Origin of the sequence: Microbacterium sp. UBA3486 (assembly GCF_002377845.1) — a bacterium.
Classification (GTDB): domain Bacteria; phylum Actinomycetota; class Actinomycetes; order Actinomycetales; family Microbacteriaceae; genus Microbacterium; species Microbacterium maritypicum_A.
Map to the genome: position 1 here is coordinate 1 of NZ_DFQP01000005.1, position 404 is coordinate 404.

At 71.3% G+C, this 404-nt stretch carries 1 protein-coding gene; it reads left to right on the plus strand.

Going from position 1 to position 404, the window contains the following annotated elements; all coding sequences use genetic code 11:
- Positions 1-404 (plus strand): aminotransferase class I/II-fold pyridoxal phosphate-dependent enzyme (locus B2869_RS00420; RefSeq protein ID WP_292761309.1); only part of this gene is annotated, 404 nt, incomplete at both ends.

Consider the following 404-nt stretch of genomic DNA (forward strand, 5'->3'; position numbering starts at 1 on the left):
GCTGAGCACCCCGAGGGGGCGTTGAATCTGTCGATCGGCTCTCCGGTCGATCCGACGCCGCGCGCCGTGCGCGAGGCGCTCGCCTCCGCGACCGAGGCTCACGCGTATCCGGCGACCGCCGGCTCGTCCGCGCTGCGCGAGGCGATCGCGGAGTGGTTCGGGCGGAGGCGCGGGGTGGCCGTCGATGCCGATGCGGTGCTGCCGACGGTGGGTTCCAAGGAGCTCGTCGCTCTGCTGCCGTTCCTGCTCGGGATCGGCGCGGGCGAGGCGGTCGTCTTCCCGTCCGTCGCATACCCGAGCTATGCAATGGGTGCCGCGCTGGTGGGCGCCGATGCGATCGCTTCCGATGATCCCGGCTCCTGGCCCGAGCACACGAAGCTGATCTGGATCAACTCGCCGTCGAG